This window comes from Lysobacter sp. 5GHs7-4, from assembly GCF_021284765.1.
In the GTDB taxonomy this organism is placed as follows: Bacteria; Pseudomonadota; Gammaproteobacteria; order Xanthomonadales; family Xanthomonadaceae; genus Lysobacter.
Genome location: NZ_CP089924.1, coordinates 1,843,296 through 1,867,848 on the forward strand (window position 1 = coordinate 1,843,296; position 24,553 = coordinate 1,867,848).

The window sequence follows — 24,553 nt, forward strand, 5'->3', positions numbered from 1 at the left end:
TGCGGAGGCTTGCCTGGACGCTGCTTCAGCTCGCCGCGGCGGCCGGCTGCAGCCGTTCCAAGCCGCATGCCGCCAGCACCCGCGCCCACGGAAACCGCGGACCGGGGTCGAGCTTGCGCTGCACCAGCACGGTCGGATCGTCGCTGGCCTCGACCCGGGTGGTGTCCAGGTCCTCGTGACCGGCGATGCGGCGCAGCGCCGGCAGCTGCACGCGCAACTGCGCCAGCAGGCCGATCAGCGCCTCGATCTGGGCTTCGGTATACGCCTCGTCCATGGCCTGGTGGCGCGAATCCAGCCAGTGTGGGTAGCGGCCGGTATTGACCAGTTCGATGCCGACCGAGCGCGGGTTGTAGCCGCGCGTGTGGTGGGCCGTGCGCAGCGGATCGACGTAGCGCAGCACGCTGCCGTCGCGGTCTATGTAGTAATGGCCGCTGTTGCCGGTGCCCGAGCCCGGGTAGAGCACGCGCTCGCCGTACTCGCGCGCGGTCGCCAGATCCGGCAGTTCGGTGCAGTGGATCACCACCAGATCGACGCTGTCGGCCGCGCGCGGCTCCAGCAGGGCCTCGTAGGGCAGCGCTTGCGCGCGCGGGGGCGGAAGGGGCGGCATGGGGCCGGATGCTAACATTCGCCCTCGCACCGGAGCCCGCCATGTCCCTGCCGCCCGCCGACTCCGCCCTAGGCCGCCTGATGGCCCAGCTGCCCCGACCCGGCCGGGTGGAGTGGATCGGCCTGCGTCCGAAGCGCGACGTGGCCATGCAGACGGTCGCCGAGGCGTTGGCGCAGACCGGCATCGGCCTGGTCGGCGACCGCTACGCCGGCGGCAGCGGCAAGCGCGGGGTGACCCTGATCCAGGCCGAACACCTGCCCGCGATCGTCGCGCTGTCGGGCCGCGACACGCTGGACCCGGCCCTGCTGCGCCGTAACGTGGTGGTGTCGGGCCTGCCGCTGGTGGCGCTCAAGGGCCGCCGCTTCCGTCTCGGCGAAGCCGTGCTGGAAGGCACCGAGGACTGCGACCCTTGCTCGCGCATGGAAGACGCGCTCGGGCCCGGCGGCTACAACGCCATGCGCAACCACGGCGGTCTGTGCGCGCGCATCCTCGCGGGTGGCCGCATCCGTCTGGGCGACGCGCTGGTCGTGCTGGCCGACTGAGCGCCGCACGGCCGCGCACCGACCCGACTCAGACCCGGACACGCATGAGCACGCGCGGACACTGCATCCTTTCCCATGGCTTCGAAAGCGGCCCCGACGCGACCAAGGTGACCGCCCTGGCCGAGGCTGCGCAGCGCCTGGGCTGGAGTCACGAGCGCCCGGACTACACCGACCTGGACGCGCGCCGCGAGATCAGCGAACTCGGCGACGTGCCGCAGCGGCTGCAGCGCCTGCTCGCGTTGGCCCAGTCGGCCGCGCAACGCGGGCCGCTGGTGCTGGCCGGTTCCAGCCTGGGCGCCTACATCTCCGGCCTGGTCTCGCTGCAGGTGCCGGTGGCCGGCCTGTTCCTGATGGCGCCGCCGGTGCGCATGGGGCCGGCGCCGCGCCTGGACGCGGCGCGCGTGCCGATCTCGATCCTGCATGGCTGGGACGACGAACTGATCCCGGCCCAGGATGTCGTCGACTGGGCTTACCCGCGCCGCGCGCGCGTGCTGCTGGTCGACGACAGCCATCGCCTGTCGGCGCACGTCGACGCCAGCGCCGAAGCCTTCGCGCAATTGCTGCAGGGCCTATGACGCCCTCGCCGCCACACATGCCCTTGACCGCCGCCGCGGATACTGCGCGCGACCGGTCGTTTTTTTCGCTCATCGGGAAGTCTTCGTGAAGTTCTACGTCAGCTGCGGCAAAGGTCTGGAATATCTGCTGGCCGACGAACTGGTCGCGCTGGGCTGCACGCGCGCGACCGCGGCGATGGCCGGCGCCAACGCCGAAGGCGAACTGCGCGACGCGCAGCGCGCGGTGCTGTGGTCGCGCCTGGCCAGCCGCGTGCTGTGGCCGATCGCCGAGTTCGACTGCCCCGACGAACACGCGCTTTACGCCGGCGTGGCCGCGATCGACTGGCCGCAGCACCTGGACGCGACCCACACCCTGGCCGTCGACGCGCACGTGTCGGGCACCGCGATCACCCATGCCCGCTACGCCGCGCAACGCGTCAAGGACGCCGTGGTCGACGTGATGCGCGCGCGCACCGGCGCGCGCCCGGACGTGGACGTGGACGCGCCGGACCTGCGCCTGAACCTGGTCATCCGCAAGAACCGCGCGATCGTCTCCATCGACCTGGGCGGCGGCTCGCTGCACCGGCGCGGCTGGCGCCTGAAGCAGGGCGAGGCGCCGTTGAAGGAAAACCTCGCCACCGCGGTGCTGATGCGCGGCGGCTGGCCGCGCATCTACGCGCAAGGCGGCGCGCTGATCGATCCTATGTGCGGCAGCGGCACCCTGCTGATCGAGGGCGCGCTGATGGCGGCCGACGTCGCCCCGGGCCTGCTGCGCCACGACGGCGTCACGCCGACGCGCTGGCGCGGCTTCGACCGCGCCGCCTGGCAGGCGCTGTGCGACGAGGCGCGTGCGCGCGAGGACGCCGGACGCGCGGCCCTGCGGCCGGTGTTCCAGGGCAGCGACCTGGACCCGCATGCGATCCGCGCCGCGCGCGACAACGAGGTCATGGCCGGCCTGGCCGGCGTGATCCGCTGGCAGGTCGTCCCGGTCGAACAACTGCAGGAGTTGCCGGCACCGGCCGCCGCCGAAACCGTCGAAGGCGAGGGCGCCGCCGCCACCGGTCTGGCGGTGTGCAATCCGCCTTACGACGCGCGTCTGGCCGCCGATCCGGCGCTGTACCGCGCGCTGGGCAACACCCTCAAGCGGCTGGCGCCGCAATGGCGCGCCAGCCTGCTGTGCGGCGACGCCGACCTGGCCCAGGCCACCGGCTTGCGCGCCAGCAAGAAGTACCAGCTGTTCAACGGCGCGATCGAATGCACCCTGATCGTCTGCGACCCGATCGCGCCGCGCGCGCGCGCGCAGGACGCGCCGGACGCGCCGCCGCCGACGTTGTCGGAGGGCGCGCAGATGGTCGCCAATCGCCTGCGCAAGAACCTGCACAAGCTCAAGCGCTGGCGCGAGCGCGAGGCGGTCAGCTGCTACCGCGTCTACGACGCCGACCTGCCCGAATACGCAGCCGCGATCGACGTCTACGCCAGCGAAGGCCGCGAACCGCAGCTGCACCTGCACGTGCAGGAGTACGCCGCGCCCGCGACCATTCCCGAGGCCGACCAGCGCCGCCGCCTCAACGAACTGCTGGCGGCCGCGCGCGAGGCCCTGGCGGTGCCGCGCGAGCGCATCGCGCTCAAGACCCGGAAGCGCGGCAAGGGCGGCAGCAAATATGCACAGATAGGAGCGGGACGCTTCGACCAGCGCGGCGAAATCCTGGTGGTGCGCGAAGGCGCGGCGCGGCTGCGCGTGAACCTGCACGACTACCTCGACACCGGCCTGTTCCTGGACCATCGCCCGATCCGCCTGCGCATCGCCGAGGAAGCGCGCGGCCGCCGCTTCCTCAATCTGTTCGGCTACACCGGCGCGGCCACCGTGCACGCCGCGGTCGGCGGCGCCGCCCAGACCACCACCGTCGATCTGTCGGCGACGTATCTGCAGTGGTGCGCCGACAACCTGCGCGAGAACGGCATCGGCGGCAACGACCACCGCCTGGTCCAGGCCGACGCCGTGGCCTGGCTGGAAGCCGACCGCGGCCGCTACGACCTGATCTTCTGCGACCCGCCGACCTTCTCCAACTCCGCGCGCGCCGACGATTTCGACATCCAGCGCGAGCACGTGCGCCTGCTGCGCGCGGCCGTCGCGCGTCTGGCCGACAACGGCACGCTGTATTTCTCCAACAACTTCCGCCGCTTCCGCCTCGACCAGGAAGCGGTCGCCGAGTTCGCCGACTGCCGCGAGATCAGCGCCGAGACCATCCCGCCCGATTTCGCCCGCGACGCGCGCATCCACCGCTGCTGGCAGTTGCAACCGCTGTGAGCGAGGAAGCCGTGAAAGCGCGCAAGCCCGGTGCCTGGACCTTCTTCCTGCAATGGTTGAAGAACCCCCTGCGCACCGCCGCCGTCGCGCCGTCCAGCCCCGAACTGGCGGCGGCGATGATCGCCGAGCTGCCCGACGATGCGCGCCGCATCATCGAGCTCGGCGGCGGCACCGGCGCGATCACGCGCGCGCTGTTGGCCGCGGGCATCGCCGATGAAGATTTGCTGGTGCTGGAGCTCAACGAGGCATTGCACGCGCATCTGCATCTGCGCTTCCCGCGGGTGCAGGTGCTGCTGGGCGATGCGCGTTCGCTGCCGGCGCTGGCGCGCGCCAACGGTTATCTCGACGGCGGCCCGGCCGACGCGATCGTGTCGGGGCTGGGGCTGCTGACCATGCCGCCGCAGTTGCAGCGCGGTCTGTTGGCGGCGGCGTTCGAGTGTCTGCGCGGGGACGGGGTGTTCGTGCAGTTCACGTACGGGCCGGCGGCGCCGGTGGCCGATACGGTGATGCGGGAGTTGGGTTTGCACGTGCGGCGCGGGGAGTTCGTGCTGCGCAACGTGCCGCCGGCGACGGTGTATGTGTATACGCGCACGGGGCGCGCGGAGGCGTGATCGGCGCGTTCGCGGGGGCGAGGCGATTCGCGCGCTCGGCCCTGTAGGAGCGGCGTGAGCCGCGACCGCGAATCCCGGTGACCGCGTGCGCCCGGTTCCAATGACCTTCAGATTCCCGCGTCGCGCTTTTAGCTCCCTCCTTTAAAAAGGAGGGTTGGGGAGGATTTGCTGTTGCTGTTGTTTCTGCTTCTTCTGACCGAAGGTCAAAGGCTTCCGCCTGCTGCGCATGCGGGTCGCTTTCTGTTGCTCGCGCTTTCTGTAGGAGCGGCGTGAGCCGCGACCGCGAATCCCGACTGTCGCGCCTCTGCGGTTCTGATTGCCCTCCGGAAAGCGGTGCTGTGCTTTTAGCTCCCTCCTTTGACAAAGGAGGGTTGGGGAGGATTTGCTTTTGGTGTTGTTTTGCTTCTTCTGACCGAAGGTCAAAGGCTTCCGCCTGCTGCGCATGCGGGTCACTTTCTCTTGCTAGCCCAAGAGAAAGTAACCAAAGAGAAGGGCTTGAGCCAGAAGCTCCCGTGTGGCTTCGGAACTTGCGCCGGGATTTTTCGATAGGACATCCCTGTCCTATCGAAAAACGGCGCGCGTCCTGCGCGCCGCCCTCCGGGTCTGGGAATGGTCGTGTGGCTAGAGCCGGCGTCGCGCTTTTAGCTCCCTCCTTTGACAAAGGGTGAAGCCGTGCGCTTACGAACCGCAGGTTCGTGCACGGCTGAACGCCAGGAGGCTATGCCTGCTGGCTGGGCGGGCTGGGGAGGATTTGCTTTTGCTGTTGTTTCGCTGCTTCTGACCGAAGGTCAAAGGCTTCCGCCTGCTGCGCATGCGGGTCACTTTCTCTTGCTGACCCAAGAGAAAGTAACCAAAGAGAAGGGTCTGAGCCAGGAGCTCCCGTGTAGCTTCGGAACTTGCGCCGGGATTTTTCGATAGGACATCCCTGTCCTATCGAAAAACGGCGCGCGTCCTGCGCGCCGCCCTACGGGTCTGGGAATGGTCGTGTGGCTTCGGTTCTATGGACTTCAATGCCGGAGCAAACTCAACGGCAACGGCAACGGCAACGGCAAACTCAACGGCATTGGCATTGGCATTGGCATTGGCATTGGCATTGGCATTGGCATTGGCGGTTGAAAGCGTTGCTGCCGGGTTTTGTGAGCCGCTTTCTGTGGGAGCGGCGTGAGCCGCGATCGCGTGGGTGCGCATGGCGGCGTCGCGGTTCGTCGGCGGCCGGTGGTCAAGCCGCATCGCAAACAGGTTCCCGTCGAAAAGGGCCTTCGGCGGCGAGGAAGGCGCGTGGTGTATGTGTGGCAATTTGCAATTGCAAATAGCTATATGGGCGCAGCTCGGCGCTGGGGTGCCGTTCCATTCGGATCCCGTCCGCATCTGCGGAACCTTTATTGTTCCAAATTTGTAATAGATACTCCCGTGAATCACTGCTTCGTTCTGTTTTTGCAGTGGCATCCTGTGCCCCAACGCCAATACGGCGGGCGCTACAGGAGAGAGGACCATGGCCACCAACCAAGACGTTTCCCATCGCTACGCCCGCGTCGGTCGCAAGCTGCGCGGGCAGCCGACTTCGGACGGGGCCGGCGTGCGGCTGACGCGGTTGATCGGTGGGGCCGAGTTGCCGGATCTGGACCCGTTCCTGCTGCTGGACGAGTTCGGCACCGATCGCGCCGAGGACTACATCGCCGGCTTTCCGGAGCATCCGCATCGCGGTTTCGAGACCGTGACCTACATGCTCGACGGGCGCATGCGCCACAAGGACAACCATGGCAACGAAGGCGTGCTGGTGCCCGGCAGCGTGCAGTGGATGACCGCCGGCCGCGGTCTGGTGCATTCGGAGATGCCCGAGCAGCAGGAGGGCCGCATGCGCGGTTTCCAGCTGTGGGTGAACCTGCCGGCGCGCGAGAAGATGACCGAGCCCAAGTACCAGGAGTTCGCCCCCGAGCGCATCGTCCAACTGCAGCCCGCGCAAGGCGTGCAGCTGAAGCTGATCGCCGGCGCCGTCGGCGACCTGCGCGGGCCGATCGCGCAGCCGGCGACCGAGCCGGTGTACATCGACGTCGCGCTGCAAGCCGGCGCCGACTGGGAGTACGACCTGCCCGAAGGCCACAACGTCTTCGTCTACGTGTACGAGGGCGGCGTGGAGATCGGTCAGGGCGAGGACGCGCGCCAGGTCGACTCGCAGGAACTGGCGGTGTTGTCCGGTGGCCAGCGCCTGAAGCTGCGCGACCTGGGCCGCGACAGCCGTCTGATCCTGGTTGGCGGTCGTCCGTTGCGCGAGCCGGTCGCGCGTTACGGTCCGTTCGTGATGAACACCAAGCAGGAAGTCATGCAGGCCTTCGTCGACTTTCAGGAAGGCAAGTTCTGACGCTTGCGGGCGTTCGCTATCACGCTAGCCACGGGGCCGCGCAATGCGGCCCCGTGCGTTTGCGCGGGCGCGGCGTGCTCTAACAGGGATTGATGCGCGCCGACGCCGGCCATGGTGCCGGCCGCGACCGCCAGGCTGACGCTGGCCATCGCGCTGACGGCGTCGCCGGCCGCGTACACGCCCGCCACGGACGTGCGTTTGAATGCGTCCACGCGCAACAGCGGGCCCCAGGGGCCGTCCTCGTACTCGCAGCCCAACTGTTGCGCCAGATCGTCGGCCGGGTGGATGCTCGGCGCCACGAACAAGCCCGCTAGCGGCAGTTCGCGGCCGTCGCGCAGGCGCACGCCGCGCATGCGCTCGGGCGTGCCCAGCACTTCCACCACCTCGCTGCGTTCGATCGCGACGCCGCGCGCGGCCAGTTGCCGCGCCTGCTCGGCATCGGGTTCGAACGCGCCCTGGCTGAAGTAGGTGGTCGGGCCCCAGTCGGGCACCAGCAGGGCCTGATGCAGGGAACTGGCCTGCGTGGCCAGCACGCCCAACGCGCCGCGGTCGAATTCGTAGCCGTGGCAGTAAGGGCAGTGCACCACGCTGCGGCCCCAGCCCTCGCGCAGGCCGGGGATCGCCGGCAACTCGTCGGCGACGCCGGTGGCCAGCACCAGCCGACGCGCGCTCAGCGCGCGGCCGTCGTCCAGCGTCAGGGCGAAGCCGTCGCCGTGCGCGCGCGCCTGCGCGACGCGCGCGGGCAGCAGCTCGACCGTGGGATAGGCCGCCAACTGACGGCTGGCCTCGTCCAGCATGTCCGCCGGGGTCCAGCCGTCCATGCCGAAGAAGCCGTGCGAGTGGCTGGCATAGCGGTTGCGCGGCCGGCCGGCGTCGATCACCAGCACGCGCCGGCGCGCGCGCGCCAACGGCATCGCGGCGGCCAGGCCGGCGTAGCTGCCGCCTACGACGATCACTTCGTGTTGCATGGTTCGGCTCCGGTGAGTGGGCGACCGGGGCTGCCGCGGTCGGCGGGCCGGTCTATATGTATCAATTGAAGTTACGTTTTATCACCCGATCCCGCATTAATGCAACTAATCGTGTTACATGAGAGGGCGGCTGTTAAGATTGCCCCGACCGACCCACCGCGAGCGCGAGCCGGATGAGAAACGACAACCGCCTGTCGCGCATGCTGCACGTGCTGATCCACATGGCGCAGCATCCCGGGCCGATCACCTCCGAGCTGATCGCCAGCATCCTCAGCACCAATGCGGTGGTGGTGCGCCGGACCATGGCCGGCCTGCGCGAACAGGGCTATGTGCAGTCGGTGAAAGGCCATGGCGGCGGTTGGTCGCTGGCGCAGCCGCTGGACAAGATCAGCCTGCTCGACGTGTACCGCGCGATCGGCGAGCCGCCGGTGTTCGCGCTGGGCCTGTCCGACGACCATCCGCGCTGCCTGGTCGAGCAGGGCGTGAACGCCGCCCTGCGCGGCGCGCTGGAGGAAGCGCGCGAGCAATTGCTGTCGCGTTTCGCCACCACCACGCTGGACGCGATCGCGCGCGATTACGAGGCGCGCATGCAGGGACGCAAGGCGCCGCGGCCGTGGTGGGAGCGCTGACGCGCGCACGCGATTGGCCGGCGCGCGCGGGCGGCCGCGTTAGCTAGCTACGGCGCAGTCATCGGACGAACGCGCTGAAGACCCGCGTGCCGATGACGCGCCGGCGCCGCCGTCCGGCTGCGCCGTCTTCCTGCGAAGGAGTGCAGTCATGCCCGGGATCGATCCCAACAAGTTCGTCATCGTCGCCAGTTTCGTATCGCCCGGCGTAGGCCAGGGCGCGGGCGGCTTCGCCATCGTCGGCGGCAAGGTCGTCAAGATTCCGCCGCGCGGCATCAAGCTGTTGCAGGCGAGCTACCAGATGCTCGACGCCGCCGAGAGCGCGGGCAACCGCAAGCTCGCCGCGACGCTGCAGCAGGCCGCGCTGGCGGCGGCCGAAGATGCGGTGAAACAGAAAGCGGCGCGCTGAGCGCGCATCGGCGAGAGGTACGAAAAGGCCGCGCCCCACGCTCGACGGGGCGTGGGACGCGGCCTTTCGTGACGCGCGATCGCGATCGGACGGTTAGCCGCCGCGCTCGCTCAGTCCTTGCCGAACCAGCGGTAGATCACGCCGCCCAGCAGGCCGCCCAGGATCGGCGCCAGCCAGAACAGCCACAACTGCGAGATCGCCTGCGAGCCCGCGAACAAGCCCACGCCGGTCGAGCGCGCCGGGTTCACCGAGGTGTTGGTGACCGGGATGCTGATCAGGTGGATCAGGGTCAGCGCAAGGCCGATCGCGATCGGCGCGAAGCCGGCCGGCGCGCGCGGATGGGTCGCGCCCAGGATCACCACCAGGAACATCGCCGTCATCACCACTTCGCACAGGAACGCCGCCGCGACCGAGTAACCGCCGGGCGAATGCGAGCCGTAGCCGTTGCTGGCGAAGGCGCCGGCGGCGTTGGGATCGACCGAGAACTCCGGGTTGCCGGCTGCGATCTGCCACAGCACGAAACCGGCGAACAGACCGCCCAGCACCTGGGCGACGATGTAGGGCAGCAGATCCTTGCCGGCGAAGCGTCCGCCCGCCCACAGACCGAAGCTCACCGCCGGATTGAAGTGGCCGCCGGAGATGTGGCCCAGCGCATAGGCGCCGGTCAACACGGTCAGGCCGAAGGCCAGCGACACGCCCAGGAAACCGATGCCCAGCGGGTTGCCGACGCCGCCGAAATTGGCCGCCAGCACCGCGCTGCCGCAACCGCCCAGTACCAGCCAAAACGTACCGATGAATTCGGCGCCGAGTCGTTTGATCATGATCTTCCTCCTGGATGACGGATCGGGAACTTCGGGTCAGTCGCTACACGCGGGCGCGTCCGCGCCTGCGCACACGGTACGCCGCGCGCGTTGGCGAGGATAGTCGGGGAGAGGCGAGGACGGCGACGGCGGAGTGTGACCGCCATCGCCGTCATCGGATCACTTGCTGCTCAGTCGCGACGACGGAAAGCGCAGCCCCTGGGTCAGGCCCAGCACTTCGCCGAGCTTGTCGGGCGTGGGCGCCTGCAGCCAGATATGCGCGACCCGGCCGTCGCCGAGATCGAGCAGGGTTTCGCGCACCTGCACGTCGGGCTTGCCGGCGAGTTCGCCGCGGTACCAGTACATGGGTTTGCCGTCGATGGTGCCGGCCTCGGCGCGATCGCCACGCTTGGGCGTGAACGGCGACTTGTTCGAGATGTACATGCCGAACGCTTCGCTGCCGTCCTCGCGCAGGGCGAGGCAGACATCCGAACCGGCGGCGGGTTTGTGTTGCCAGACCAGTTGCGTGGACGACGGCAACTGCGGGCATCCGTCCTGTTGTTGCGCCTGCACGCTTCCTGCGTACAGCAGCCCGAGCACGGGCAGGATCGACATGCAGCATGCCGGCATTTTCACGACTGGATCCCCCTTGAGGTCGCTGGACGATAAAACGTGACCTGCGTCAGAACATAAGGCAGTTCCGGGGGATTGACAAATCCTGTGGTTTCAGAGGCAACTGAATAGGCGCTTTGCCGAGTTTGGCCGCGGCTCGTGGGGCCTAATCCGGCGGCCGGGCTCAGCGCTCGGGCAGGGGGATGAACTCGTCGTCGCCCGGGACCTGGCCGAAGCGGCCCTCCAGCCAGTCCTGCTTGGCCTGCTCGATCCGCTCGCGCGAGCTGGACACGAAGTTCCACCACAGGTGGCGCGGCCCATCCAGGGGCTCGCCGCCCAGCAGCATGGCCTTGAGCGGGGTCTTGGCGCGCAGCACCGGCCGGGTGCCCGGGTCGAGCGCGATCAGATGCTTTTCGGGCAGGTCGGCGCCGTCCAGCTGGGCCTGGCCTTCGAGCAGGTAGAGCGCGCGCTCGGCGTGGCTGTCCTCGATCGCCAGCTCGGCGTCGGCGTCCAGGTCGATGGCGACGTAGAGGGTGTCGCTGAAGACCTTGACCGGGGATTCCTCGCCGTAGCCGCGGCCGGCGACCACGCGCAGCCAGGCGCCATCGCGGCGCAGCTGCGGCAGCGTGGCCGCGGCGTGGTGGTGGAAGGCCGGCGCGGTTTCCTCGAACGTGCGCGGCAGCGCCACCCAGGTCTGCATGCCGTGCAGCGGATGCTCGCCCGCGCGCAGCGCCTGCGGAGTGCGCTCGGAATGGGCGATGCCGCGGCCGGCGGTCATCCAGTTCACGTCGCCCGGGTTGATGTCCTGCACGCTGCCCAGGGTGTCGCGGTGGCCGATGCTGCCCGACCACAGGAAGGTGACGGTGGCCAGGCCGATGTGCGGATGCGGGCGCACGTCGATGCCGCGGCCGGGTTCGAACAACGCCGGACCCATGTGATCGACGAACACGAACGGCCCCACCGAGCGCGCCTGGATGGACGGCACGGCGCGCCGCACCTGGAAACCGCCGAGGTCGTGGACGCGGGGGGCGACGAGGGTGGTCATGGCGGGGCTCTCTGGCTGCGCGTGGATGCAGGCGCTAGCTTGTCACGGCCCGCCGCGCGTCAGCATGCGGCGCGCGCAACGGCCTGTTGCGGCGCCGCGTCTTGGGCCTGCGGTGTTGCGGTGCTGCGGCGCGGCTCAGGGCGCCGCGCCCACCTTGACCGTCGCCGTCGGCGCGTCGCCCTGGCTCAAGGCGGTCAGTTCGATGGTCCAGGCGCCCGCATTCAAGCGCGTCGCGCGCTCGGTGTTGAACACCAGCGTCTGCGCGGCGGCGCCAGCGGCCTCGAATTCGAAGTGGGCGTCGGCGTCGCCGGCGCGGATGCACTGCACCTTGGGCGGGCAGCGCGAATCGTTGCTCACGCCCACGTAGCGCAGGCGCGAACGATCGCTCAGGGTGACCTGCTCGCCGGGTTTCAGGGTCGCTTCCAGACCGTCGCCGCCGGTGGTGCCGGCACCGCCGCTGGCGCAGGCGGACAGGGCGGTAAGCGAGAGCAGGGCGGCGAACAGACGGCTCATGGCGGCGGGGCTCGATGCGGACTGTCCGGATCGTAACCGACGCCGGCGCGCGCGCCGCGACGCGGCGTTCACTTCTAGGCGGCGGAGCGTTCGCGCAGCGTGCGGGCCTTGGCATGGGCGCGGCGGGAGCGCCAGCCGAACAGCAGCGCGCCCACGGCGACCGCGGCCGCGGGCGCGACCGACAGCAGCCGCACGCGCTCGCCGTAGCGGCCGTGCGCGACCGGATCGGGCGCGGCCAGCAGGGTCGAGTCGACCAGGGTGACCTGCGCCCAGACCGCGAACGCCAGGGTCGCCAGCGCCAGCGCGATCAAGGCGATCAACCGTGGCGTCAAGGCGTCCGGGCCGCGCCCGAGCAGGGCGCGTGCGAAATGCAGGGAGAGGGTATAGGTGCCGACGTAGGTCAGCAGGGCGGTGACGAACAGCACGCCTTCCATCGAGGGAACTCCTTATCCCGTTGCGGTATGGCGCCGAGCATAGGCGAGCGCCAGCGGCACCTACTGTCTCACGCGCCGAGGCGTGGCGGAACTGCGCCGAGGCGGTGTCCGCTTAGGTCGGGTGGTCGCGCGCAGCTGCAACGCAGTCGAGGTGGGCTTGGGTTCCGGCATTCGCCGGAATGACGGGAACGAGGCGCTGCGCGGGGCGCGCTCAGCGGCGGTCGCGGCGCGAGGTCAGGCGGTCGGCCAGCCGCGTCGGTTCCGGCAGGCGGTAGCCGCGCAGGCATCGCAAGGTCAGCGCCAGCGCGCTGTCCATCGACACGCGATGGCCGGGCGAGACGATCAGCGGCCGGCAGCGCGGCTTGCTGCGCAGCACCTGGGCGATGGTGCGGCCGCGGTACAACAGCGGCGCGCGGTCGCCGCGTTGCGGGCCGGGCTCGTCGTGTCGGCCCACCAGCACTATCTTGGCCACGCCGATGCTGGGCAGGCCGGTGACCACGCCGAAATGCGCGGCGATGCCCAGGCCACGCGGATGGGCGATGCCGTGGCCGTCGACGAACACCAGATCCGGCGCCTCGCCCAGCGCGTCCAGCGCCGCCAGCAGGGCCGGCAGTTCGCGAAAGCTCAGCAGGCCGGGGATGTAGGGCATGCGCGTGGGAATGCGCGCGACCTCCTGCCGCAACGGTTGCAGGCTGTCGGCGTCCAGCAGCACCGCGGCGGCGCGCGTGGTGGCGCCCTCGTCCTCGAAGCCGACATCGAAGCCGGCGATGCGGCGCGGCGGATTCGGGTAGTCGTCCTCGATGCGAACCTCGCGCGCCAGCGTTTCCTGCAACGCGCGCGCGGCCGCGACGTCGCCGTCCCAGGCCGGCAGCGCGGCGCGCTCCATCAGTAGCGCGTCTGGCTCAGATGGGCCTGGCCCTGGCCGTCGAAGACGATGCGGATGCGGCGGTCGAACTCGTCCTCGGCCATCGGCGCGACCTCGCAGCCGCACAGCGCCGCGGCGATCGCCGGCACGGTGTTGCTGTGGCCCACCACCAGCACCGTGCCCAGCGGATGCTTGCCGCGCAGCTGCGCGGCGAACTCCGCGGCCGGCAACTTGGCGTCGTAGACCGTCACCGCCAACGCATGCGCGCGCGCGGTCGGGCCGGCGGTGTCGCGGGTGCGGCGGTAGTCGGTGGCGTAGACGGCGAACAGCTCGCGGCCGGCGAAGCTGTCGGCCAGGCGTTGCGCGCGCGCGCGACCGGCGTCGCTGAGCGTGGGATCGCGCGGGTCGTCGCTGGCTTTTTCGGCATGGCGCACCAGCACGAATTCCTGCGGCATCGCCACCGGCGCGGTCGTCGCGCAGGCGGCCAGCGCGCCCAGCAGCAGGCTCAGGGCGACCGGCTTGATCGGCGTCATGCGTGCGTCCTCACAGGGATTCCAGGGCCAGCGCGCCGGCGCGCGCGATCTCGCCGTCCTGCGCCGACGGCGCGCCGGAGATGCCGATCGCGCCGAGCAAATGCTCGCGATACAGCAAGCGCACGCCGCCTTCCAGCGGCAGACCGTGCGGCAGGCCCAGCACCACCGTGTGGCCCTGCGCCAGCAGTTCCTGATGGAACACCGTGTCGCGGCGGTAGTTGGCCGCGTGCTCGGCCTTGCGGATCGCGACCTCGACGCCGGCATTGGGCGTGCCGTCCATGCGCCGGAACAACAGCAAGCGCCCGGCCTCGTCGACGATCGCGATCGCGACGGCGTGCGCGCCGGCGCGTGCATGGGCCTCGGCCGCCTGCGCGATGCGCTCGGCGGCGGCCAGGGTGAGGACGGTGCGGGTCTGCAATAGTGGGTTCATGGGATTCGTGGCGGTTGAAGGCGTCGCATCGGCTAGGGACCGGCGCGATCCATACTAGGGCCGGATCGGTTCGTTACTCCAGCGCCGCCGCCTGTGGCGCGCGAAGATCGCTCCGTCAGTCGTCGCCGTAGCGCTCGCGATACGCTTCGCGGATGCGCCGGTTGTTGTACTCGCCGCGCTGGCAATAGCGGCAGCCGCAGAACACGCCGCGCTCGTGCGCGCCGGGGAAGTAGCGCCAGCCCAAGGTCTGCGGCAGCGCACGGATGCGCACGATCTCGCTGGCCAGGATCGATCGCGGCAGCAGCACTTCGTAGCCTAGAGTGCCGTGTTCGCGCAGATGCGCGGCGGCCTGCGCGGCGCTCACGGCCTGATGTCGGTCGTTGTAGGTGCCGGCCAGGACGGGTTGCTCGTCGTCGACACGGAAGTACACCCCGACCGCGACCTGGAAACCGCGCCGCTTGAGCTCGCGCACCCATTGGTGGCTGACCACGAAGTTGGGCACCACCGGCAGGGCGAACACGCCGTGCGCGACCGGGCCGCGCGCACGCGCCGGCAGGCGTGGCAGTTTCAGGCCACTGCGACGGATCGCCGCCGCGTCGCGTTCGTCGGCGATGTGAACGAACACAGTCATGCCGGCGTGCTCCTCATCGCCTCACGCCGCCTGTCGCAACACCGTCAGCAAACCCTTCGCCGCGGCCAGGCGCGCCGGCGCGTCGGGCAGGTCCAGCTTGACCTTGAGCTTGTCGGCGCCGTCCATCTGATAAAGCTTGGACTGGGTCTGGATCAGGCGGATCACCGCCAGCGGGTCCACGTTGGGCTTCTCGACGAATTGCACGCGGCCGCCCTTGTCGCCCAGGTCCAGCTTGCGGATGCCCAGCTCGGTCGCGGCCAGCTTCAGTTCGGCCACCGCGAACAGATGCTTGGCCGCATCCGGCAGCAGGCCGAAGCGGTCGATCATCTCCACCTGCAGCTCGCGCAGCTGCTCGACGTCGCGCGCGCCGCTGATGCGCTTGTACAGGGTGAGGCGGGTGTGCACGTCGGGCAGGTAGTCGTCGGGGATCAGCGCCGGGATGTGCAGCTCGACCTCGGCGCCGCGCGCCTCGACCGCGTCCACGTCGGGCAGCTTGCCCTGGCGGATCGAGCGCACCGCGCGTTCCAGCAATTCGGTGTAGAGGCTGAAACCGACCTCGGCCATCTGCCCGCTCTGGTCCTCGCCCAGCAGTTCGCCGGCGCCGCGGATTTCCAGGTCGTGGGTGGCCAGGGTGAAGCCGGCGCCCAGTTCGTCCATCGCCGCGATCGCGTCCAGGCGCTTGCGCGCATCGGGCGTGATCGAGCGCTTGTCCGGCACCACCAGGTAGGCGTAGGCGCGATGGTGCGAACGGCCGACGCGGCCGCGCAGCTGGTGCAGCTGCGCCAGGCCGAACTTGTCGGCGCGGTTCATGATGATGGTGTTGGCGTTGGGGATGTCGATGCCCGACTCGATGATGGTCGAGGCCAGCAGCACGTTGAAGCGCTGCTTGTGGAAATCCAGCATCACCCGTTCCAGCTCGCGCTCGGCCATCTGGCCGTGGGCGATGCCGATGCGCGCCTCCGGCACCAGCTCCTGCAGCTGGCGCTGCATGCGGCCGATGCTCTCGACGTCGTTGTGCAGGAAGTAGACCTGGCCGCCGCGTGCGAGTTCGCGCTGGAACGCCTCGCGCAGCTGCGCGTCGTCCCAGGGCACCACGAAGGTCTGCACCGCCAGGCGGTGCGCGGGCGGGGTGGCGATGATCGACAGATCGCGCAGCCCGGCCATGGCCATGTTGAGCGTGCGCGGGATCGGCGTGGCGGTCAGGGTCAGCAGGTGCACGTTGGCGCGCAGCGCCTTCAACGCTTCCTTCTGACGCACGCCGAAGCGCTGCTCCTCGTCGACGATCACCAGGCCCAGGTCGGCGAAACGCACGTCCGGCTGCAGCAGGCGGTGGGTGCCGACGATCACGTCGATCTTGCCCTCGGCCAGCTTGTCGAGTTCGGCCTTGATTTCCTTGGCGGTCTTGAAGCGCGACAGCACTTCCACACGCAGCGGCCAGTCGGCGAAGCGGTCGCGGAAGTTGCGATAGTGCTGCTCGGCCAGCAGCGTGGTCGGCACCAACAGCGCGACCTGCTTGCCGGCGGCGGCGGCGACGAAGGCCGCGCGCACCGCGACCTCGGTCTTGCCGAAGCCGACGTCGCCGCAGACCACGCGGTCCATCGGCTGACTGCTGCCCAGGTCGCGGATCACCGCCTCGATCGCGGCGTGCTGATCGGGAGTCTCCTCGAACGGGAATGCCGCGGCGAACGGCTCGTACATGGCGCGGTCCATGTCCAGCGCCAAGCCGGCGCGGGCCTGGCGCTTGGCCTGGATCTCCAGCAGTTCGGCGGCGACGTCGCGGACTTTTTCGGCGGCTTTCTTCTTGGCCTTGCTCCATTGCTCGCCGCCCAGCGAATGCAGTGGCGCGGTTTCCACCGAGGCGCCGGAGTAGCGGCTGATCAGGTGCAGCTGCGCGACCGGCACGTACAGGCGGTCGCCCTTGGCGTATTCGATTTCCAGGTATTCGCCGGGTTGCCCGCCGGCCTCCAGCACCACCAGGCCGCGGTAACGGCCGACACCGTGGTCCTCGTGCACGATCGGCGCGCCTTCGGACAGCTCGCCCAGGTCGCGGATGATCGCTTCGGGTTCGCGGCCGACGCGTTTGCGCCGGCGCGGCTGCGAGGCGCGGTCGGGGAACAGCTGGCGTTCGGTCAGCACCGCCAGCGCCGGTTCGGTCAACGCGAAGCCGTCGTCCAGCGGCGCCACCGCGATCGCGAAACGCGCGCCGTCGGCGGCGAACGCGCGCCAACCGGCCAGCACTTCAGGGCGCAGTTCGGCGGCCTGCAGCAATTCCAGCAAGGCCTCGCGACGGCCGGCGCTGTCGGCGGCGATCAGCACGCGGCCCGGGTAGCTGTCCAGGAACGATTTCAGCGCCTGCGCCGGCGCGGCGTCCTTGGCCGCCACCGGCAGCGCGGGCGCGGGCTGGTCGCCCAGCGCGGCCGCGCGTTCGCGCTGCGGATGGCCGTCGCCGCAGACCTCGACGCGGTCGCCCTGGTTGAGCCGCTCGCGCAACGCGTCGGGCGACAGGTACAGCGCATCGGGCGGCAGCAGCGGCCGCTCCAGATCGTGGCGACGCTGTTCGTAGCGCTCGCCGGTGTGGGTCCAGAATTGTTCGGCCGCTTCCAGCGCGCCGTCGCCCAGCACCGGCAGCGCCTGCGCGCCGAGGTAATCGAACAGCGTCGCGGTTTCCTTGAAGAACAGCGGCAGGTAGTACTCGATGCCCGACGGCGCCAGACCGGCCTTGAGATCCTGGTAGAGACCGCTGCGGCGCGTGTCCAGGTCGAAGCGGTCGCGCAGCGCGTCCAGCGCGCGCTTGAGCGAGGCCTCGTCCAGCGGCACTTCGCGGCCGGGCAGCAGGCGCACCGCCTCGATCTTGTCCAGCGAGCGCTGCGATTCCGGATCGAAGGCGCGGATGGTCTCGATCTCGTCGTCCAGCAGCTCCACGCGGAACGGCGTGTCGGCACCCATCGGGTACACGTCCAGCAGGCCGCCGCGCACCGCGAAGTCGCCCGGGTCCAGCACCTGCGGCACGTTGCGGTAACCGGCCGATTCCAGGCGGCGCTTTTCCGCGTCCATGTCCAGGCGCTGGCCGACGCGCACGTCGAAGCTGCCGCCGACCACGTGCTTCAGCGGCGCCAGCCGTTGCAGCAGCGTCTGCACCGGCACCACCACGATGCCGCGCTTGAGCGTCGGCAGGCGGTGCAGCGCGGACAGGCGCTGCGAGACGATGTCCGGGTGCGGACTGAACTGGTCGTAGGGCAGGGTCTCCCAGTCCGGGAACGGCAGCACCGGCAGTTCGCCGTCGCCGCCCAGCAGGGTGCGCAGGTCGGATTCCAGCTGGTGCGCGGCCTGGTTGTCGCGCGCGATCGCCAGCAGCGGACCGGCGTGCGCGGCCGCGGCGGCGGCCAGGTGCAACGCCAGCGCCGACGGCGAGGCCGGCGCGCGCCACCAGGCGCGTTGCTGGCCGGCCTTGGGCAGCGGCGGGACGGGAATTGGCAGCGGGTGCGTCGCGGACTTGGCGTTGGGAAGCGTGGACATCGGCAGCGTGGGCATCGGACTCGGTGTGGAGTGGGGCGATGGCGCTCGTCGCAGCATGGGCCAAAACGAGTGCAGCGCCGGCAGCCTTCGCCGCCAGCGCAATGGGCGCCGAGTGTACGCGAGCCGGGTGAGCGGCCCGTGCGCATTCGGGGGCTGGAGTGTTGCGCAGGGGCGTCGCAGGACGTGAGACGGGCGGGCGGCGTCACGGTCTGGATTCAAGGCGGCTGCGCGGAGCGGCCGGGCAGGGGGCGGTTGTCATCTGGCCGTGGGGTAATCGCGGCCTGCGCCTCCACGCCACAGACGCCGTCGTCGGAACGATGCGTGTCAGGGTTGGGGTTAATATCGCTCGCTATTAAATAGCGCGCTATGTAAATTACGCCCCATGAAGACGCAGCCCCCCACCCCGACCGCGCAGCCTCCGGCGACCCCGTCGCTGAAGCTCGACGACCAGCTCTGCTTCGCCCTGTACTCGACCGGGCTGGCCTTGAACAAGGTCTACCGCAAGCTGCTCGCCGGCCTGGGCCTGACGTATCCGCAGTACCTGGCGATGATGGTGCTGTGGGAGCGCGACCAGATCACCGTGTCCGAGATCGGCGAGCGCCTGTACCTGGACTCGGCCACGCTGACGCCGCTGCTCAAGCGCCTGCAAAGCGCGGGCCTGATCAGCCGCACCCGCGCCCGCGCCGACGAGCGTCAAGTGGTGATCGCGCTGACCGACGCCGGCCGCGCCTTGCAGGAACCCGCGCGCGCGGTGCCGATGGGCATCTTCGGCGCCGCCGGTTGCGCGCCCGAGCAACTGGGCTCGATGAAATCGCAGCTGGAAGGGCTGCGCGCCAACCTCATGCAGCACGTCTGAGCGCCACCGACGCCCGACGCAACCCCGTACCCCAATGGAGCCGGCGACGGCTCCTCCACTCCACACCGACCCAACCCCCGCAGGAGCCCGACCATGTCCCTCGAACAAGTCCTCTACACCGCCCACGCCACCGCCACCGGTGGCCGCGACGGCCGCGCCGTGTCGTCCGACAACGTGCTCGACGTCAAGCTGACCACCCCGCGCGAACTCGGCGGCGCCGGCGGCGACGGCACCAACCCCGAACAGCTGTTCGCGGCCGGCTACTCGGCCTGCTTCATCGGCGCGCTGAAGTTCGTCGCCGGCAAGGAAAAGATCGCGCTGCCGGCCGACACCTCGATCGAAGGCGCCGTCGGCATCGGCCCGATCCCGGCCGGTTTCGGCATCCAGGCCGAGCTCAGGATCTCGCTGCCGGGCCTGCCGCGCGAACAGGCGCAGGAGCTGATCGAGAAGGCGCATCAGGTCTGCCCGTACTCGAACGCGACCCGCGGCAACATCGACGTGACCCTGACCCTGGTCTGACCGCGTCGCGCTTGCGTCACCGCGAACCCCGGCACGCGCCGCGCGCCGGGGTTTTCGTTTTTCGCGCGCCCGCGCTCAGGGTCGCGCTTCCAGCACCAGGTTGAACGGGGTCTGGGTGGCGCGGCGGAAGCGGCTGAAGCCGCCCTCGCTCATCACCTGTTGCAGCCGCGCCTGTCCGGCCTGCGCGCCCAGCGCCGGGCCGTGCCGCGCCAGCGACACCGGCACGCAGATCTGCGAGGACGCGCCGTAGTACACGCGTCCGACCGGGTTGAGGTTGTCCTCGACGCGGTCGCCGGCGAAGGGTTCCACCAGCAGGCAGTGGCCGTCGGGTTTCAGCGCCGCGTGCGCATGCCGCGCCGCGCCGACCGGATCGCCCATGTCGTGCAGGCAGTCGAAGAACGCGATCAGGTCGAAATTGCGTCCGCTGTAACCGGTGGCGTCGGCGACTTCGAAGTAGGCGTTGTCGATGCCGGCCTCCTGGGCGCGGCGGCGCGCGATCTCGATCGAGGCGGGGTGGTAGTCGTAGCCGATGAAGGCGGTGTTCGGAAACGCCTTGGCCATCAGGGTGGTGCTGGCGCCGTGGCCGCAGCCGACGTCGGCGACCTTGCCGCCCTGGCGCAGCTTGTCCAGCGCGCCGTCCAGCGCCGGCAGCCATTCGCTGAGCAGGTGGGCGTTGTAGCCGGCGCGGAAGAAACGTTCGGTGCCGTGGAACAGGCAGGGGTGGTGCTCGCCCCATTCCATGCCGGCGCCGCTGCGGAAGTTCTCCTTGGTGCGCTCCAGCGCGTGGAACGCGGCCTCGACGATGCAATAGGCGCCGGGCAGGTCGACCGGCCCGCCGGGATCGGCCAGGCACAACGCCTGCTCCGGGCTCAGCGAATAGCGCTGGTCGGCCGTGTCGTAGCGCACGTAGCCGCCGGCGGCCTGATTGCCCAGCCACTCGCGCGCGTAGCGCTCGTGGGTGCCGGTGCGCTGCGCCAGCTCGGCCGGCGTGAGCGGCTGTTCGGCCAGGGCCCGGTAGTAGCCCAGCTGATCGCCGACCAGCATCAGCGTGGCGCTGATGGCGGCGCCCAGGTCGCCCACCGCGCGACCGAGGAATTCGTTGAGGCGTGCTTCGTCGATGCTCATATCCGCGTCCCGAGCGTTCCGTCCGTGGATACGCGGCAAGGCCTGCCGCCGGCGCCGTGCAAGCTAGCCAACGCGGCGCGCGCGCAGGCGCGGCCTACCGCCGGTCGGCGGGCAGGGGGATGGGGACTGCGGCATCGCCGCGCGGTACCGCTACCCGCGTGCGGCGCTTACACCGGGTCGGGCTTGCGCAGGTCCAGCGAGACCCGGATCAGGCCGGGCGCGTCCTGCTGGAACTCGCGTTCGAAGCCCAGCGACTGCGCCAGCGCCAGCATGGCGTGGTTGTGCTCGAACACGTCGCCGTAGATGCGCTCGACCTTCTTGCCGCGTGCCCATTTGACCAGGCGCGTCATCAGGTAACGGCCCAGGCCCATGTTGGCGATGTAGTGGCTGACCAGGATCGCGAATTCCGCGTCGCGGCCGTTGTCGTCGATGGCCACGCGCGCGACCGCGCCGACCAGGGCCTCGCCGGGCGACATCGGCTCGGCGGCGACCAGGGCGAACTCGGTCTTGGGGTTGACCCGGGTGAAGCGCTCGGCCATCTCCGGGGTGAGTTCCTTCAGCGCGTAGAGAAAGCGCTGGCGGACTTCATCGGGCTGCAGCAGGCTGAAACCGGCGCGCAGCGGCTCGGCGTCCTCCGGACGAATCGGACGGATCAGCACTTCGCGTCCGTTGGGGAGACGCTGGCGTTCGTGCCAAGGCGGGAGTCTTTCGCGCGCGGCCATGGCCGGATATTGGCACACTGGAGACCGTTGCGGCTTCATTTCGGGCTCACATGGACAAAAAAAAACTACGTGCCTGGGTCGGCGCCTGGCCCGGGGTGGTCGAGGACCTGAAGTGGAAGGAGGTGACGGTCTTCAGCGTCGGCGGGCGGATGTTCTGTGCCTGCCGGCTGCAAGGGCCTGAGCCCGGCGGCCTGAGTTTCCGGGTCGAGGACGAGCGTTTCCTGGAACTGACCGAACGCCCGGGCTTCCGTCCGGCGCCGTTCCTGGCCCGCGCGCACTGGGTCAACGTGCTCCAGCCCGGGCGTGTGCCGGCGGCCGAACTGCAGGCTTTGCTGCGCCGCAGCTACGAGCTGATCCGGGCCCGCCTGAGCAAGAAGCTGCAGCGCGAACTGGCCGACTGACCGGCCCGGCGCTTGGGCCGCGCGCGCGGGTCTGGGCGCGCGCGGACGGATGCTAGACTCCGCCGCTTCCGAACCTCGTGAGCAGGACGACCATGGCAGGTGGTGGTGATTCGACCCGCGCGATTCTGTTCGCGCTAGGCGCCAATTTCGCGATCGCGGTATCCAAGGGCGTGGCCGCGTTCTTCACCGGCTCCAGCGCCATGCTCGCCGAGACCGTGCACTCGCTGGCCGACTGCGGCAACCAGCTGCTGTTGCTGCTGGGCATGCGCCAGGCCAAGCGGCCGCCGTCGCCGGACTATCCGCTGGGCTACGGCAAGGCGATCTATTTCTGGTCGTTCCTGGTCGCGGTGATGCTGTTCACCGTCGGCGGCATGTTCTCGCTGTACGAGGGCATCCATAAGCTGCAGCACCCCGAACCGCTGAAGCAGTGGTGGTGGGCGGCCGGCGTGCTCACCTTCGGCATCGCCGCCGAGGCCGTCTCGATGCGCGCCTGTCTGGTCGAGGTCAACAAGGCGCGCGGCAGCCGCAGCCTGTGGCAGTGGTTCCGCGAGAGCCGCCAGGCCGAACTGGTGGTGATCTTCGGCGAGGACCTGGCCGCGCTGCTGGGCCTGGTGTTCGCGTTGGCCGCGGTGCTGATGGCGGTGGCCACCGGCAACCCGATCTGGGACGCGATCGGCACCATCGCCATCGGCGCGCTGCTGATCGTGGTGGCGGTGTTCGTCGCCATCGAGGTCAAGGCGATGCTGATCGGCCAGAGCGTCGACCCGGCGCGCCAGCAGCAGATCCGCGACTTCCTCGGCAGCCGCCCCGAGATTTCCCAGGTCATCAGCCTGATCACGCTGCAGCTGGGCAACGAGGTCATGGTCTCGGTGCAGGCGCGCATGCGCGAGGAGCACCAGCTGGCCGGCGCGATCGAGCAGATCAACGCGGTCGAGCGGGCGATGAAGCAGGCCTTCCCGGAAGTGCGCTGGAGCTTCTTCGAGCCGGATATCAAAGCCGGGCTCTGACGCCGGCTGCGCGGCACCGGCAGGCCACGGGGATCGTCTCCCCGTGGCCTGCGTCGTTTGCGGTGTGGTGCGGGCGATAATGCGCGCTGGCCGGCGTAAGGGAAGGGACGCATGAAGACCGTGCACGCGGTGCTGTTGTCGACCGCTCTGATGGGCGTGGTCGGCGCAGCAGTGGGCTACCTGGGTTATCGCCTGTACCGCTACGGCGGCGGCGACGCGCACGCGCGCGAGGAGGCCGCGCTGGCGGCGATGCAGGCGGCGCGGGCGTCCGCCTCGAACGATCCCGCCGTGCAGGCGCGCGCCGAGCGCGCGGCCGAGGAGGTGCTGGCGCCGCTGCGCTCGCGTTTGGATGCCACCGCGCGTGCGGTGCTCGACATCGAACTGAGCGCGATGGCGGCCGACGAGCTCAAGGCCAGCAAGGTCGGCGGCCGCCCGTACTGGGCGGCGGGGCGCGAGTATCCGCGCGATCCGGAAGGCCGGCCGCTGGTGCTGCTGGCTCAGGTCGATCTGGCCGAAGCGCGTTTGGCCGGCTATCCGCAAAGCGGCCTGTTGCAGTTCTACATCTCCGGTCACGGCGATTTCTACGGCGCCAACATCGACGACTACGAAGGCCGCATGCAGGCGCTGGCGCAGCCGCGCCGGTTCCGCGTGGTCCACTGGCCTCAGGCCGACGCGCCGGCGCTGGCGCCGCCGGTGCAGCCCGCCGACCTGGGGCAGCTGCCGTTCGACCCGGCCGCGCCGCGACGCATGCGCTTCAGCGCCCACCGCGAGAGCATCGGCGCCAACGACGTCGGCCTGACCACGGCGCTGCGCGCGTCGCTGGACCAGGCGATCGAAGCCTATGCCGCCGCGCATCCGGAGCAGAACAAAGTCAACCTGTCCGACGCCGTGTACGAAACGCTGAGCCGCGCCGGGCACAAGTTCGGCGGGCATCCGGAATTCACCCAGAGCGACCCGCGCGAGGCCGGCGACGGCCAGGTGCTGTTGCTGCAACTGGACAGCGACGACGTGATGATGTGGGGCGACTCGGGCATCGCCAATTTCTTCATCGACCCCGACGACCTGGCGCGCGGCAAGTTCGATCGCGTCGCCTACAACTGGGATTGCTATTGATGCGGCTGCGCCGTTACACGCCCGCCGACCGCGACGCCTGCCTGGCCCTGTTCGCGAGCAACGTGCCCGACTATTTCGCCGAACTCGAGCGCGCCGACTTCATCCAGACCCTGGACGAGATCGACGACTACTTCGTGATCGAAACTCCGGACGAAGGCCTCGTGGCCTGCGGCGGCTACGCCGCGATCGACGAAGCGCCCGGCGCAGCCGGGCTGTGCTGGGGCATGGTGCGGCGCGACCTGCACCGCCGCGGTTACGGCGAGCGGCTGCTGCGCGAACGTCTGCGGCATATCGCGGCGGAGCCGCGTTTCCAGCGCATCGTCATCGAGACCACGCAGTTCAGCCGCGCCTTCTACGCCCGCCACGGTTTCGTGGCGACGCGCGAACAGCGCGACGGCTTCGCGCCGGGCTACGACCTGGTGGAGATGGTGCGGCCGGCGCGCTGAG

28 protein-coding genes are annotated in these 24,553 nt (G+C 70.0%); 13 read left to right on the forward strand and 15 right to left on the reverse strand.

Translation table 11 applies throughout. The features are described from left to right. Nucleotides 1-25: 25 nt before the first annotated feature. Nucleotides 26-607, reverse strand: a complete 582-nt coding sequence (locus tag LVB77_RS08235) for an N-acetylmuramoyl-L-alanine amidase (RefSeq protein ID WP_232909668.1) — start codon at nucleotides 605-607, stop codon at nucleotides 26-28. Nucleotides 608-648: 41 nt separating this feature from the next. Here LVB77_RS08235 and LVB77_RS08240 point away from each other — a divergent pair, with 41 nt between their 5' ends. The 4 genes from LVB77_RS08240 (at nucleotide 649) to LVB77_RS08255 (ending at nucleotide 4,622) form a co-directional block, all read left to right on the forward strand. Beyond that, on the forward strand, nucleotides 649-1,149 hold the full coding sequence (locus LVB77_RS08240) for an MOSC domain-containing protein (RefSeq protein ID WP_232909669.1): 501 nt from the start codon (nucleotides 649-651) through the stop codon (nucleotides 1,147-1,149). A gap of 44 nt (nucleotides 1,150-1,193) precedes the next feature. Further along, nucleotides 1,194-1,724, forward strand: a complete 531-nt coding sequence (locus LVB77_RS08245) for a hypothetical protein (protein ID WP_232909670.1) — start codon at nucleotides 1,194-1,196, stop codon at nucleotides 1,722-1,724. An 85-nt stretch (nucleotides 1,725-1,809) separates the two neighbouring features. Further along, nucleotides 1,810-4,011: a bifunctional 23S rRNA (guanine(2069)-N(7))-methyltransferase RlmK/23S rRNA (guanine(2445)-N(2))-methyltransferase RlmL gene (gene rlmKL, locus LVB77_RS08250; RefSeq protein ID WP_232909671.1), complete on the forward strand. Its 2,202-nt coding sequence runs from the start codon at nucleotides 1,810-1,812 to the stop codon at nucleotides 4,009-4,011. An 11-nt stretch (nucleotides 4,012-4,022) separates the two neighbouring features. Beyond that, a complete protein-coding gene (locus LVB77_RS08255; protein WP_232909672.1) occupies nucleotides 4,023-4,622 on the forward strand; it encodes a methyltransferase domain-containing protein in 600 nt (199 codons plus the stop codon). 930 nt (nucleotides 4,623-5,552) lie between these two features. On the opposite strand, the gene LVB77_RS08260 is transcribed toward LVB77_RS08255, so the two are convergent. After that, complete coding sequence (locus LVB77_RS08260; RefSeq protein WP_232909673.1) at nucleotides 5,553-6,068, reverse strand: hypothetical protein; 516 nt, start codon at nucleotides 6,066-6,068, stop codon at nucleotides 5,553-5,555. Between the two features lie 46 nt (nucleotides 6,069-6,114). Here LVB77_RS08260 and LVB77_RS08265 point away from each other — a divergent pair, with 46 nt between their 5' ends. Then, entirely contained in the window at nucleotides 6,115-6,981 is an 867-nt protein-coding gene (locus tag LVB77_RS08265) for a pirin family protein (RefSeq protein WP_232909674.1), read from the forward strand. Here the strand turns inward: LVB77_RS08265 and LVB77_RS08270 are convergent. Further along, entirely contained in the window at nucleotides 6,963-7,949 is a 987-nt protein-coding gene (locus LVB77_RS08270; RefSeq protein WP_232909675.1) for an NAD(P)/FAD-dependent oxidoreductase, read from the reverse strand. The two genes, LVB77_RS08265 and LVB77_RS08270, sit on opposite strands and share 19 nt — an antisense overlap. Nucleotides 7,950-8,122: 173 nt before the next feature. On the opposite strand from LVB77_RS08270, the gene LVB77_RS08275 reads away from it, so the two are divergent. Together LVB77_RS08275 and LVB77_RS08280 are read left to right on the forward strand one after the other, a co-directional pair. Further along, complete coding sequence (locus LVB77_RS08275) at nucleotides 8,123-8,578, forward strand: Rrf2 family transcriptional regulator (protein ID WP_232909676.1); 456 nt, start codon at nucleotides 8,123-8,125, stop codon at nucleotides 8,576-8,578. Nucleotides 8,579-8,726: 148 nt separating this feature from the next. Continuing rightward, complete coding sequence (locus LVB77_RS08280; protein ID WP_232909677.1) at nucleotides 8,727-8,984, forward strand: hypothetical protein; 258 nt, start codon at nucleotides 8,727-8,729, stop codon at nucleotides 8,982-8,984. 110 nt (nucleotides 8,985-9,094) lie between these two features. Here LVB77_RS08280 and aqpZ read toward each other — a convergent pair whose 3' ends face one another. The 10 genes from aqpZ to mfd form a co-directional block, all read right to left on the reverse strand. Next, nucleotides 9,095-9,805 carry an aquaporin Z gene (gene aqpZ / locus LVB77_RS08285; RefSeq protein WP_232909678.1) on the reverse strand — a complete coding sequence of 237 codons (711 nt, stop codon included), beginning with the start codon at nucleotides 9,803-9,805 and terminating at the stop codon, nucleotides 9,095-9,097. A 159-nt stretch (nucleotides 9,806-9,964) separates the two neighbouring features. Continuing rightward, the gene (locus LVB77_RS08290) at nucleotides 9,965-10,399 is read right to left on the reverse strand and encodes a hypothetical protein (protein WP_232909679.1); all 435 of its coding nucleotides are present in this window, start codon (nucleotides 10,397-10,399) and stop codon (nucleotides 9,965-9,967) included. A gap of 181 nt (nucleotides 10,400-10,580) precedes the next feature. Then, the gene (locus LVB77_RS08295; RefSeq protein WP_232909680.1) at nucleotides 10,581-11,441 is read right to left on the reverse strand and encodes a pirin family protein; all 861 of its coding nucleotides are present in this window, start codon (nucleotides 11,439-11,441) and stop codon (nucleotides 10,581-10,583) included. Nucleotides 11,442-11,576: 135 nt separating this feature from the next. Further along, nucleotides 11,577-11,954, reverse strand: a complete 378-nt coding sequence (locus LVB77_RS08300) for a hypothetical protein (RefSeq protein WP_232909681.1) — start codon at nucleotides 11,952-11,954, stop codon at nucleotides 11,577-11,579. A 74-nt stretch (nucleotides 11,955-12,028) separates the two neighbouring features. Then, nucleotides 12,029-12,388, reverse strand: a complete 360-nt coding sequence (locus LVB77_RS08305) for a hypothetical protein (protein WP_232909682.1) — start codon at nucleotides 12,386-12,388, stop codon at nucleotides 12,029-12,031. A gap of 211 nt (nucleotides 12,389-12,599) precedes the next feature. After that, nucleotides 12,600-13,274, reverse strand: coding sequence for a deoxyribonuclease V (gene nfi, locus LVB77_RS08310; protein ID WP_232909683.1), 675 nt, complete (start codon nucleotides 13,272-13,274; stop codon nucleotides 12,600-12,602). Next, nucleotides 13,274-13,786, reverse strand: a complete 513-nt coding sequence (locus LVB77_RS08315; protein WP_232909684.1) for a phosphoglycerate mutase family protein — start codon at nucleotides 13,784-13,786, stop codon at nucleotides 13,274-13,276. The genes nfi and LVB77_RS08315 overlap by 1 nt, the downstream gene beginning before the upstream one ends. 10 nt (nucleotides 13,787-13,796) lie before the next feature. After that, the gene (locus tag LVB77_RS08320; protein ID WP_232909685.1) at nucleotides 13,797-14,216 is read right to left on the reverse strand and encodes a heme-binding protein; all 420 of its coding nucleotides are present in this window, start codon (nucleotides 14,214-14,216) and stop codon (nucleotides 13,797-13,799) included. A 115-nt stretch (nucleotides 14,217-14,331) separates the two neighbouring features. Next, nucleotides 14,332-14,847 (reverse strand): hypothetical protein, encoded by a 516-nt coding sequence (locus LVB77_RS08325; RefSeq protein ID WP_232909686.1) that lies wholly within the window; start codon nucleotides 14,845-14,847, stop codon nucleotides 14,332-14,334. A 21-nt stretch (nucleotides 14,848-14,868) separates the two neighbouring features. Then, the gene (gene mfd / locus LVB77_RS08330; protein ID WP_232909687.1) at nucleotides 14,869-18,363 is read right to left on the reverse strand and encodes a transcription-repair coupling factor; all 3,495 of its coding nucleotides are present in this window, start codon (nucleotides 18,361-18,363) and stop codon (nucleotides 14,869-14,871) included. Nucleotides 18,364-18,745: 382 nt separating this feature from the next. Between mfd and LVB77_RS08335 the strand changes: the two genes are divergently transcribed. Continuing rightward, complete coding sequence (locus LVB77_RS08335) at nucleotides 18,746-19,219, forward strand: MarR family transcriptional regulator (RefSeq protein WP_232909688.1); 474 nt, start codon at nucleotides 18,746-18,748, stop codon at nucleotides 19,217-19,219. 93 nt (nucleotides 19,220-19,312) lie between these two features. Then, nucleotides 19,313-19,738, forward strand: coding sequence for an organic hydroperoxide resistance protein (locus tag LVB77_RS08340; protein ID WP_232909689.1), 426 nt, complete (start codon nucleotides 19,313-19,315; stop codon nucleotides 19,736-19,738). 75 nt (nucleotides 19,739-19,813) lie between these two features. Here LVB77_RS08340 and LVB77_RS08345 read toward each other — a convergent pair whose 3' ends face one another. Both LVB77_RS08345 and LVB77_RS08350 read right to left on the reverse strand, forming a co-directional pair. Beyond that, a complete protein-coding gene (locus tag LVB77_RS08345) occupies nucleotides 19,814-20,863 on the reverse strand; it encodes a class I SAM-dependent methyltransferase (protein ID WP_232909690.1) in 1,050 nt (349 codons plus the stop codon). A gap of 167 nt (nucleotides 20,864-21,030) precedes the next feature. After that, on the reverse strand, nucleotides 21,031-21,585 hold the full coding sequence (locus tag LVB77_RS08350; protein ID WP_232909691.1) for a GNAT family N-acetyltransferase: 555 nt from the start codon (nucleotides 21,583-21,585) through the stop codon (nucleotides 21,031-21,033). 50 nt (nucleotides 21,586-21,635) lie between these two features. Here LVB77_RS08350 and LVB77_RS08355 point away from each other — a divergent pair, with 50 nt between their 5' ends. The 4 genes from LVB77_RS08355 to LVB77_RS08370 all read left to right on the forward strand — a co-directional run bounded on the left by LVB77_RS08355 (nucleotide 21,636) and on the right by LVB77_RS08370 (nucleotide 24,552). Further along, a complete protein-coding gene (locus LVB77_RS08355) occupies nucleotides 21,636-21,986 on the forward strand; it encodes an MmcQ/YjbR family DNA-binding protein (RefSeq protein ID WP_232909692.1) in 351 nt (116 codons plus the stop codon). 92 nt (nucleotides 21,987-22,078) lie between these two features. Next, nucleotides 22,079-22,993, forward strand: a complete 915-nt coding sequence (locus tag LVB77_RS08360; protein ID WP_232909693.1) for a cation diffusion facilitator family transporter — start codon at nucleotides 22,079-22,081, stop codon at nucleotides 22,991-22,993. 111 nt (nucleotides 22,994-23,104) lie between these two features. Continuing rightward, nucleotides 23,105-24,106, forward strand: coding sequence for a DUF1963 domain-containing protein (locus LVB77_RS08365; protein WP_232909694.1), 1,002 nt, complete (start codon nucleotides 23,105-23,107; stop codon nucleotides 24,104-24,106). Continuing rightward, nucleotides 24,106-24,552, forward strand: a complete 447-nt coding sequence (locus LVB77_RS08370) for a GNAT family N-acetyltransferase (RefSeq protein WP_232909695.1) — start codon at nucleotides 24,106-24,108, stop codon at nucleotides 24,550-24,552. The genes LVB77_RS08365 and LVB77_RS08370 overlap by 1 nt, the downstream gene beginning before the upstream one ends. Nucleotide 24,553 lies beyond the last annotated feature (1 nt).

Excerpts from the sequence above, each read along its gene's own strand:
- LVB77_RS08235 (WP_232909668.1), bottom strand. The coding sequence starts at position 607 with ATGCCGCCCCTTCCGCCCCCGCGCGCGCAAGCGCTGCCCTACGAGGCC.
- LVB77_RS08240 (WP_232909669.1), top strand. The coding sequence starts at position 649 with ATGTCCCTGCCGCCCGCCGACTCCGCCCTAGGCCGCCTGATGGCCCAG.
- LVB77_RS08245 (WP_232909670.1), top strand. The coding sequence starts at position 1,194 with ATGAGCACGCGCGGACACTGCATCCTTTCCCATGGCTTCGAAAGCGGC.
- LVB77_RS08260 (WP_232909673.1), bottom strand. The coding sequence starts at position 6,068 with ATGCCACTGCAAAAACAGAACGAAGCAGTGATTCACGGGAGTATCTAT.
- LVB77_RS08265 (WP_232909674.1), top strand. The coding sequence starts at position 6,115 with ATGGCCACCAACCAAGACGTTTCCCATCGCTACGCCCGCGTCGGTCGC.
- LVB77_RS08270 (WP_232909675.1), bottom strand. The coding sequence starts at position 7,949 with ATGCAACACGAAGTGATCGTCGTAGGCGGCAGCTACGCCGGCCTGGCC.
- LVB77_RS08275 (WP_232909676.1), top strand. The coding sequence starts at position 8,123 with ATGAGAAACGACAACCGCCTGTCGCGCATGCTGCACGTGCTGATCCAC.
- LVB77_RS08280 (WP_232909677.1), top strand. The coding sequence starts at position 8,727 with ATGCCCGGGATCGATCCCAACAAGTTCGTCATCGTCGCCAGTTTCGTA.
- aqpZ (WP_232909678.1), bottom strand. The coding sequence starts at position 9,805 with ATGATCAAACGACTCGGCGCCGAATTCATCGGTACGTTTTGGCTGGTA.
- LVB77_RS08290 (WP_232909679.1), bottom strand. The coding sequence starts at position 10,399 with ATGTCGATCCTGCCCGTGCTCGGGCTGCTGTACGCAGGAAGCGTGCAG.
- LVB77_RS08295 (WP_232909680.1), bottom strand. The coding sequence starts at position 11,441 with ATGACCACCCTCGTCGCCCCCCGCGTCCACGACCTCGGCGGTTTCCAG.
- LVB77_RS08300 (WP_232909681.1), bottom strand. The coding sequence starts at position 11,954 with ATGAGCCGTCTGTTCGCCGCCCTGCTCTCGCTTACCGCCCTGTCCGCC.
- LVB77_RS08305 (WP_232909682.1), bottom strand. The coding sequence starts at position 12,388 with ATGGAAGGCGTGCTGTTCGTCACCGCCCTGCTGACCTACGTCGGCACC.
- nfi (WP_232909683.1), bottom strand. The coding sequence starts at position 13,274 with ATGGAGCGCGCCGCGCTGCCGGCCTGGGACGGCGACGTCGCGGCCGCG.
- LVB77_RS08315 (WP_232909684.1), bottom strand. The coding sequence starts at position 13,786 with ATGACGCCGATCAAGCCGGTCGCCCTGAGCCTGCTGCTGGGCGCGCTG.
- LVB77_RS08320 (WP_232909685.1), bottom strand. The coding sequence starts at position 14,216 with ATGAACCCACTATTGCAGACCCGCACCGTCCTCACCCTGGCCGCCGCC.
- LVB77_RS08325 (WP_232909686.1), bottom strand. The coding sequence starts at position 14,847 with ATGACTGTGTTCGTTCACATCGCCGACGAACGCGACGCGGCGGCGATC.
- mfd (WP_232909687.1), bottom strand. The coding sequence starts at position 18,363 with ATGTCCACGCTTCCCAACGCCAAGTCCGCGACGCACCCGCTGCCAATT.
- LVB77_RS08335 (WP_232909688.1), top strand. The coding sequence starts at position 18,746 with ATGAAGACGCAGCCCCCCACCCCGACCGCGCAGCCTCCGGCGACCCCG.
- LVB77_RS08340 (WP_232909689.1), top strand. The coding sequence starts at position 19,313 with ATGTCCCTCGAACAAGTCCTCTACACCGCCCACGCCACCGCCACCGGT.
- LVB77_RS08345 (WP_232909690.1), bottom strand. The coding sequence starts at position 20,863 with ATGAGCATCGACGAAGCACGCCTCAACGAATTCCTCGGTCGCGCGGTG.
- LVB77_RS08350 (WP_232909691.1), bottom strand. The coding sequence starts at position 21,585 with ATGGCCGCGCGCGAAAGACTCCCGCCTTGGCACGAACGCCAGCGTCTC.
- LVB77_RS08355 (WP_232909692.1), top strand. The coding sequence starts at position 21,636 with ATGGACAAAAAAAAACTACGTGCCTGGGTCGGCGCCTGGCCCGGGGTG.
- LVB77_RS08360 (WP_232909693.1), top strand. The coding sequence starts at position 22,079 with ATGGCAGGTGGTGGTGATTCGACCCGCGCGATTCTGTTCGCGCTAGGC.
- LVB77_RS08365 (WP_232909694.1), top strand. The coding sequence starts at position 23,105 with ATGAAGACCGTGCACGCGGTGCTGTTGTCGACCGCTCTGATGGGCGTG.
- LVB77_RS08370 (WP_232909695.1), top strand. The coding sequence starts at position 24,106 with ATGCGGCTGCGCCGTTACACGCCCGCCGACCGCGACGCCTGCCTGGCC.